Below are 7,592 nucleotides of genomic sequence, written 5' to 3' on the forward strand. Positions count from 1 at the left end.
GCAGGTGCCGCCCTTTGAGCTTTCTCCACTTCGGGTCGATATGGCCCGAGCTCAGTAAGGACTGGAATGGTACTTTTCTTTGGCGTCCTCCACGCTGTTGAGGTCAAATACTTCATAAAGCTGCCCCACAACACGCCGTATATCCTTCTTTGAAAATCCGCAGTCCTCCATTGCCATAATGACATAACCACGGCAGGCGTCATTGCTCCATTCGTCCGGTTCCAAGCCGGGGATCATTCCAAACGCATTTCCCATAAAGTGCTCCTTTTTTGAAAAGATGGGGAGCCACGCCGGATCGGTTGGCCTATCATCAGACAGCATTGCCGGGGGCTCCCCATAGGTTTTCACTTCATTTCAGACACACCGGACGGACATAGGCTTCATGCCCCATAGTATTTCAACTCTCCCCATTCTGATGGCAAGGCGTTCTCATTGCCTGCGACGGCTCACGGCTTGCAAGGCCGCTTCAACGCTCGGACTGTGACTAAACGCAAGTATCCGGGTTCTGCGCCTGTTCCGGTGGAGCCAGCCTTGCCCCACCTATGGCATGGACCTGTTCGCTCGCTCAGTTTTACAAAGACTGTATTCTCTGAAATCCGAGGTCATGGCGGGTCTGTCACACAGCGCGTTCCCCTTCGTATCCGGGTGTCTTTTTATTCGATTTTCAATCTGCATGAGGCTTGTCTGAACCTCGAGCCATTGTGACCCGAAGTGTTTTGCCTCTCATAAGCCATTTCATTTTCCGGCCTAAATCGGTACGCCTTACAAAGAATTTTTCAAAATTTTTTCTAAGCGACGCAGACCTCGCTCGATTGCGACACGAACCACTTTTTCATGGACGCCCTCTGCCCGGGCAATGTCCTGTTTGGTCATGCCGAGAATGAAATGAGCATAAATCCGTTTTGCCTGTTTGTCCGGCAGACTGGAAATCGCTGCGTGAAGCTCCTGCATGGTCACTTTCCGCTCATACAGTTCATGGGGAGATAAGGCAACAAAGACAGCTTCATGCTCCAGCCCGTCATCCCGATCAAGGGAATAGTAGGCTTTGTGGCGGTATGTACGCAGCCGGTAGGCAGCCTCTTTACGATCAAACTCTTTGAACATTTCTGCAACTTCTTCCGATACTTCCATGAAGCAATCCGATGTATAGAACGGGTAATAGTCCCGCAAATTGATAATAGCCATATTGACCTCCGTTTCGGTTGTTGGTTGACGAGTGACCGAAACGAAGGCGGCGGGGAGCGGCACCGGGGAATGGCTTCGGGCCAACATGACCCGAAGCCGCCCCATAAGAACGCAAAAGCGCCCGGGCGGCATGAAGCCACACGGACGCATGAAATGACATAATAGTTAAGGTTCCAACAAATTTCGCATACATAGCCGGAATAACCCGGAGGCGGGGCTATGCTTTTTTTAACTGATGTAGGTCATGGGCACTGTGAAAAAAGGCAAAGATAGACACGGCGGCAATCCTCCTATATGCCGCCGTGGATTTACACGGTGTTAGGTCGTCGTTGGTTTAGGGGGGCGAAAAGAAACGGCGGCTCTGATTTCTCAAAACCGCCGTATCGTCAGTGATATAGGAAAGCACACGAAATCCTCTGCCCGTCAGCGGTTTTTTTCTTTTCCCCGCTGTGGGGGCAGATGTTTCTTAATTGATTTACCACAAGCATAAACCACAAATGTTACACAAATGTCCGAGGCGTCTTTGATTTCGACAGAAAAACAGGCTGAATTGTTACAAAGCTCGGACATTTCAAAAGAATTTTTTGAAAAATACTAAAGAAGCGGAGCAGCTAAAATCTGCTCCGCTTCGATATGATTGATCTAAGGATGTTTTGCTATTTGATTAAACTCACTCTGTCAACCGCAATCGCTCCACAACTGGAAGGTTAACGTCAGTTTTGTAGACCCATATAGGCACAATAAGGCAGATTAGCAACACCAGTCCAGACACCAGCACCAGTGGGATAAATGGATAGGAGAAAACAGCATAATAGGCCACTTTACTAAAAATCATATATAGCAAGATGAAGATTGCTGTTCCAATGGTGACTGCAAGGGAAAGGGAAACGCCCCAATAATAGAAACCTTCCATAAATAGCATTCGTTTGATTTGTCGCTTTGTCATTCCAATGCTTTCAAGAACAGCTAATTCATAGCGCCGAGTATTTACATTGACAACCATTGTATTGACAAAGTTCATGACACCAACAAGCAGCAGGATCACGGACACCCCTGTTCCTAAAACCTTTGCTGTAATGAGATATTCCTGCATTTCTTCTCGCCGTTCATATCGGGATATAATATCAATGTTAGCTTGTGATGCGGTGATTTGCTTTAATTCTTGCAGTATACTTTCGTCATGTTGACCATCCGTATCAAAGGCCACGCGGAACACTCTATATTGCGGAAAGAGTTCTTTCAAAGCTGTTTGACTAATATACAAATCAGGAGCCGTCCCTCTCTCATTGCCTCCTCCTGCTCGAAACCCTTCATTCAAATAACCGTTCGCTACAATAAAGGAATGCTGTCCGTTCTGCGTCTGGATTGTTATTTCCTGCCCCGGCTGAATAAGGTCTTCTACTGTTTTGGACAGCAGCACAACCTTTCCTTGTTCAAAGGCAGACGTGTCAATAGGCAAGTTTAAGGTTTTATTGATTTCTTCCAAATATGCACTGTCAATTCCAAAAACCCCGCTAAAAAAGTTTTGCTGATAATTTTCTAATTTTGCCGGATCAGAAAAATCAATGCCGTTTACTCCGTCTAATGACGCAAGAAACTCGTGAAATACAGCATCGTCATATACAACATCTACTGCTACTTGAGGATAAGGTGCATAGGTCAACCTCAAATTCTCAATGCCGTCAAGCTGACCAATCTCTGAAACCATTTCGCTGGAAATTAAATCTTCTCTTTCGTGGATACTATATGTGAGTGCAAAATCGCTTACTCCCCATTGGCTCACATAATTCTCCGGGCTTAAACCATGTAATAGCCCTGTGACGACAAGGAACAAGGAAAGGCCGAAAAAAAGCGATGCAAAAACAAGGGTTGTACTCTTAGCATTACGAAAGACATTGTTCCATGCCATTCTGGACAACTTCATTTTGCTACAATTTCTGGCGTTGCTCTTTGTGCTGGCTGCTGTATATTGGAGTGCTGCTATTGGTGAAACACTTCCGGCAATTTTGGCGGGCTTCATGCTTGCAATCATAACGGTAATGAACGTAAATATGGCCGCTCCTATGAAAATAAACGGCGAAAAAGATACTTTTGTTCCCACATCAGAATTTGTTGAATACATCATATTCAGGAAGTAAGGAACAATGCCAAAGGAAACAACCGCACCAAGTAACAGACCAATCGGAATACCAATACAAGAGATTCTGATTGCCTGCTTATAGATAATTCTCTTTATCTGCCTTTGAGTCGTTCCAATCGTTTTAAGACGGCCATAGAATTGCACATCTTTTATGACAGAGACATAAAGAATATTATAAATCAGCAGATAGCCGCTAAAGGATATAAAAACTGCTAAAATTATTACAGCTAAAATAATAGTTCCACCATTTGCCTGTTCTAATGGTACAATTTCAAATGTTTGCCCTTCTGTAAAGTCAATCTCACGCCGCAATCTTTCACAGTTTTTGTCAGCATTATCATTACCTTGAAAACGGATCATTGCCGTAACACTATTATCCAGTGATACATTTAAGCTATCCTTAAAAGCGGATGAAACATAAACATAACCACGATTATTTGTGCGCATTGGAATGTAGTCCGTATAGTAGCCCGACAGCAAAAAGGTGTCCGTGACATAATCATAGCTATCGCCAATTTGGTATGACAACACAATCTCCATCCCTATTTGCGGATCAGAAATGCCCATCTGTTCAAGCACCCATGTAGGTAGCATAATTTCGTTTTTACTTGATGGGTAATTTCCTACAACACCTGATATAGTAGGAAGACGGTGGTGTTCCCACTCGGTATCATCTATCCAAACTATACCTAATCTCGCATTTTGCAGTTGCTCTGTATCAACACTGCCTAAACGCTGCTGTATGCCTACGTCAAGTACAAGACTTGATTTTGAAATCTCAACCAACTGTTCTTCCGTTACATTTGTGATTCCGGCATCTGCGGTAGTTCCCATTAAGCGGATTTGTTGCATTTGGTAGGTTTCAAAGTAACTAAAGCCAATACTGAATGTCGCAGTTATCATAAATGCAGTTAGCGCCAGAGCAATGATTGCAAATAAATTACGCTGCCGTTCATGGTGCAAACTGCGCTTTGCCAGTTTCTTTTCAATGTTACTGGTATCATTTTCAAAAGGCCATGTCATAGTCTGCCACCCCCTACTTATTCCACAATTTTGCCGTCCTCAATGCGGACAATCCGATCTGCAAGACGGGCAATATCGTTGTTGTGGGTAATCATCACAACGGTTTGCCGGAACTCCGCACTGGTGCGCTTGATAAGCCCCAGCACCTCGGCGCTGGTCTTGCTGTCAAGGTTACCGGTCGGCTCGTCGGCCAGCACGATAGCCGGTTTGGTAATCAGGGCGCGTGCAATCGCCACACGCTGCTGCTGTCCGCCGGAAAGATTATTCGGCATATTTTTCAGTTTATCTTCCAGCCCCAGCAGGTGAACGATCTCGTCCAAAAACTTCTGATCCACCGTGTCCCCGTCCAGCTCCACCGGCAGGACGATGTTCTCATACACATTCAGAATAGGAACAAGGTTATAGTTCTGGAAGATAAAGCCGATGTTGCGGCGGCGAAAGATGGTAAGCTGTTCATCGTTCTTCTTTGCCAGTTCTTCGCCCCGGACGATCACGGTTCCGCTGGTGGGAGTGTCCAGCCCGCCCATCATGTGAAGCAGGGTGGACTTGCCGCTACCAGAGGTTCCCACAACAGCCACAAACTCGCCGTCCTCCACGGAGGAATTTACGCCGTCAAGGGCGCGGGTAATGTTCGGTTCTGTACCGTAATACTTTTTCAGGTCAATCGTCTGTAAAACGCTCATATTCAAAACTCCTTTCAAGGCTTCCTACCTGTTGATAAGTGTATTGTAAAACCCAAATGTCCGCGAAATGTTACAGCGGCTAAAAAAATTCATTGAAAATTGAGGTGAAATGTTACAACGCTCGGACATTTCATTTTATCTCTGCACCTCGGGCCAACTTGACCCGAAGCAGAAAGTTTCTCTCAACGCAAGGGAAGCATAATGGAAAATTCCGAACCCTTGCCCGGCTCCGAAACCACTTTGATATAGCCGCCCTGCCGCGTTACGATCTCGCGGGCCAGATACAGGCCAATGCCCACACCCTGCTGTTCGTGTACTTCTTCCTCACGATAGAAGCGCTGGAAGATAGCGGCCTGATTGCTTTCGGAAATGCCCTTGCCAGTGTCGGTCACTTTGATTTCCACATACATTTCCCACAGCACCACAGACACAGCGATTTTCCCGCCTGCCGGGGTGTACTTCACCGCATTGTCCAGCAGGTTAAAGAGGGCTTCCGATGTCCACTTGCTGTCATGGGAAACGGTCAAATCCTCCGGGCAGTCCACGGACACGGCGATTTCCTTTTTCTCCGCTGCATACACGATCCCACTCATGGCCTGTGCCACGGTATCAAAGAGGCGGCCCGGTTTCTTGTCCAACTGGATCACGCCTGTTTCCAGACGGGAGGTTTTCACAAGGGCCTGAAAGAGAAAGTCCAGCTTATCCGTCTGGCTGCGGATTCCCCGGATAAAGTCGGTGCGCTCTGCCTCGGCCATAGGCTTTTCCAGCAGGGTGTCCGTCGCCATTTTCAGATTGCTTACCGGCGTTTTCACCTGATGGGAAATATCCGATACAAGGGTCTGTAACTCCTGCCGTTCCTCGTCCACCCGGCGGCGGTTCTCCTGCATGATCTGGTAAAGCCTTGCCAGCCGGTGTCCGATTCTGGCAAGCTGGGTTTCGCTGTCCTCTGGCCGCTGGGGCGCTTCATTTCCGGCGATCATGTGGTCTAAGGTCTGGCACAGGTCAGTGGTAAACTGCGACAGTCGCTTTCCAAACGCCTGCGTCAGTACAAAAATCCCTACAATGGCGCACAGCAGCAGCGCCCCGCCTGTCAGCAGCACCGCAATCTGTTTTGTCACAAGAAAAAGAGCTATGGTGATCCCGGACATGGAGAGGACAAGCTCCATTGCCACCCGGCCAAACAGCCGCTTTACCGAGAGGTTTTGAAACTTCATTTTACCTCGCCTCCCGTCCATTGATACCCCATGCCGTAAACGGTCTTGATGTAGGGTGCGCCGCCGTCGGCTTCAATCTTGCTGCGAATACGGCTGATGGAGGTTGTCAGGGTGTGTTCGTCCACAAACCGCTCGTCTATATCCCACAGCTTTTCCAAAAGCTGCCCACGGGTCAGCACTTGCCGGGGATTTTTACGAAACAGGTTCAGCATTTTGTACTCCATCGGGGATAGAGTCAGGGGCTTGCCGTTTAAGGAAGCCGTCTGCTCCGAGAAGTCCAGAAACAACCGCCCGTCGTCGTAAATGTCCTTGGCCGGTTTGTGGTGTTCCAGCATGGCGAACATGGCTTTGATTTTCCGCTGCAAGGCCCCAATCACAAAGGGCTTTGTGATGTAGTCCACCGCGCCCACCTCATAACCCCGTATCTGGTCGCTCTCCTGATCGTTGGCGGTCAGGAAAATCACGATGGTATCCGGGTGCTGGGGCTTTATCAGCTTGCACAGTTCAAAACCGTTCCCGTCCGGCAGGTTGATGTCCAGCAGCACTAAATTAAATTCCCGCTGGCGGATGGCGTCGGCTGCGGTTCTGGCATTTAGGGCAGAAGTCACGCCATAGCCGTCTGCGGTCAGGTTATAGGCCACCATCTTATTCAAAAAACTGTCGTCCTCGACAATTAAAATCTGCTTCATATCCTCACTTCCTTTGCTTTTTGCAGATAGTATAACAGGCAAATGTCCGCGAAATGTTACAGCGGACGGATTTTTCAAAAAATTATTTCTTCATAAATTATATAGCCTGTTGGCTTTTACATCAAGATTTTACAAGTGAATAGTGAAATGAAATACTACCTTACATAAAGTTTCATTACATTCTCATAATCCAGCCCGAAATGTACAATGATATAGGGTGATATGAGAATGAACCAAGATGAAAGAAGGTTTGACTTTCACGGCCTCGGGGCAGCTCTCAAAAGAGCCAGAGAAGAAAAGGGCTGGACACAAGCCTACGTTGCGGAATTAGTAGACCGTGACTCCCGTACCATTATGAATATTGAGAACAAAGGTCAGTATCCCAGCTTCGACCTTTTTGTTAAACTCATTACCATGTTTGACGTTTCAGTTGACCAGTTTATTCATGCGGACGGAGGGGCAAGGTCAAGTTCTTGCAGAAAGCACATTGATGTGCTCCTAAATTCTATGAATGAAAAAGAGCTTGTTGTAATAGAAGCCACAGCCGAGGGCATTAAGAAAGCCAGAGAAACGGAGGTTCCAGAATAAGGGCCTCTGTTTTTTTGCGCCATTTTAGGGGCTGTCGCTAAGTGGCAAGCAATGCCTCTGTGGCCACAAG

General features: G+C 47.2%; 7 protein-coding genes. 1 reads left to right on the forward strand and 6 read right to left on the reverse strand.

Annotated features, from left to right (window positions below; translation table 11 throughout):
- Nucleotides 1-51 precede the first annotated feature (51 nt).
- The 6 genes from PG722_RS13570 to PG722_RS13595 form a co-directional block, all read right to left on the reverse strand.
- Nucleotides 52-237: a hypothetical protein gene (locus tag PG722_RS13570; RefSeq protein WP_270580850.1), complete on the reverse strand. Its 186-nt coding sequence runs from the start codon at nucleotides 235-237 to the stop codon at nucleotides 52-54.
- Between the two features lie 525 nt (nucleotides 238-762).
- Complete coding sequence (locus tag PG722_RS13575; protein WP_004064265.1) at nucleotides 763-1,185, reverse strand: RNA polymerase sigma factor; 423 nt, start codon at nucleotides 1,183-1,185, stop codon at nucleotides 763-765.
- Nucleotides 1,186-1,855: 670 nt separating this feature from the next.
- A complete protein-coding gene (locus PG722_RS13580) occupies nucleotides 1,856-4,348 on the reverse strand; it encodes an ABC transporter permease (RefSeq protein WP_118709567.1) in 2,493 nt (830 codons plus the stop codon).
- A 17-nt stretch (nucleotides 4,349-4,365) separates the two neighbouring features.
- Complete coding sequence (locus tag PG722_RS13585) at nucleotides 4,366-5,031, reverse strand: ABC transporter ATP-binding protein (RefSeq protein ID WP_270580851.1); 666 nt, start codon at nucleotides 5,029-5,031, stop codon at nucleotides 4,366-4,368.
- A gap of 182 nt (nucleotides 5,032-5,213) precedes the next feature.
- Entirely contained in the window at nucleotides 5,214-6,245 is a 1,032-nt protein-coding gene (locus tag PG722_RS13590; RefSeq protein ID WP_064786964.1) for a sensor histidine kinase, read from the reverse strand.
- Entirely contained in the window at nucleotides 6,242-6,934 is a 693-nt protein-coding gene (locus PG722_RS13595) for a response regulator transcription factor (protein WP_055194522.1), read from the reverse strand. The genes PG722_RS13590 and PG722_RS13595 overlap by 4 nt, the downstream gene beginning before the upstream one ends.
- Nucleotides 6,935-7,156: 222 nt before the next feature.
- Here PG722_RS13595 and PG722_RS13600 point away from each other — a divergent pair, with 222 nt between their 5' ends.
- Nucleotides 7,157-7,522: a helix-turn-helix transcriptional regulator gene (locus PG722_RS13600; protein ID WP_004064252.1), complete on the forward strand. Its 366-nt coding sequence runs from the start codon at nucleotides 7,157-7,159 to the stop codon at nucleotides 7,520-7,522.
- Nucleotides 7,523-7,592 lie beyond the last annotated feature (70 nt).

The organism is Butyricicoccus sp. OF27-2pH9A, from assembly GCF_027693185.1.
GTDB lineage: Bacteria > Bacillota > Clostridia > Oscillospirales > Butyricicoccaceae > Agathobaculum > Agathobaculum butyriciproducens.

Excerpts from the sequence above, each read along its gene's own strand:
- PG722_RS13575 (WP_004064265.1), bottom strand. The coding sequence starts at position 1,185 with ATGGCTATTATCAATTTGCGGGACTATTACCCGTTCTATACATCGGAT.
- PG722_RS13590 (WP_064786964.1), bottom strand. The coding sequence starts at position 6,245 with ATGAAGTTTCAAAACCTCTCGGTAAAGCGGCTGTTTGGCCGGGTGGCA.
- PG722_RS13600 (WP_004064252.1), top strand. The coding sequence starts at position 7,157 with ATGAGAATGAACCAAGATGAAAGAAGGTTTGACTTTCACGGCCTCGGG.
- PG722_RS13595 (WP_055194522.1), bottom strand. The coding sequence starts at position 6,934 with ATGAAGCAGATTTTAATTGTCGAGGACGACAGTTTTTTGAATAAGATG.
- PG722_RS13585 (WP_270580851.1), bottom strand. The coding sequence starts at position 5,031 with ATGAGCGTTTTACAGACGATTGACCTGAAAAAGTATTACGGTACAGAA.
- PG722_RS13570 (WP_270580850.1), bottom strand. The coding sequence starts at position 237 with ATGATCCCCGGCTTGGAACCGGACGAATGGAGCAATGACGCCTGCCGT.
- PG722_RS13580 (WP_118709567.1), bottom strand. The coding sequence starts at position 4,348 with ATGACATGGCCTTTTGAAAATGATACCAGTAACATTGAAAAGAAACTG.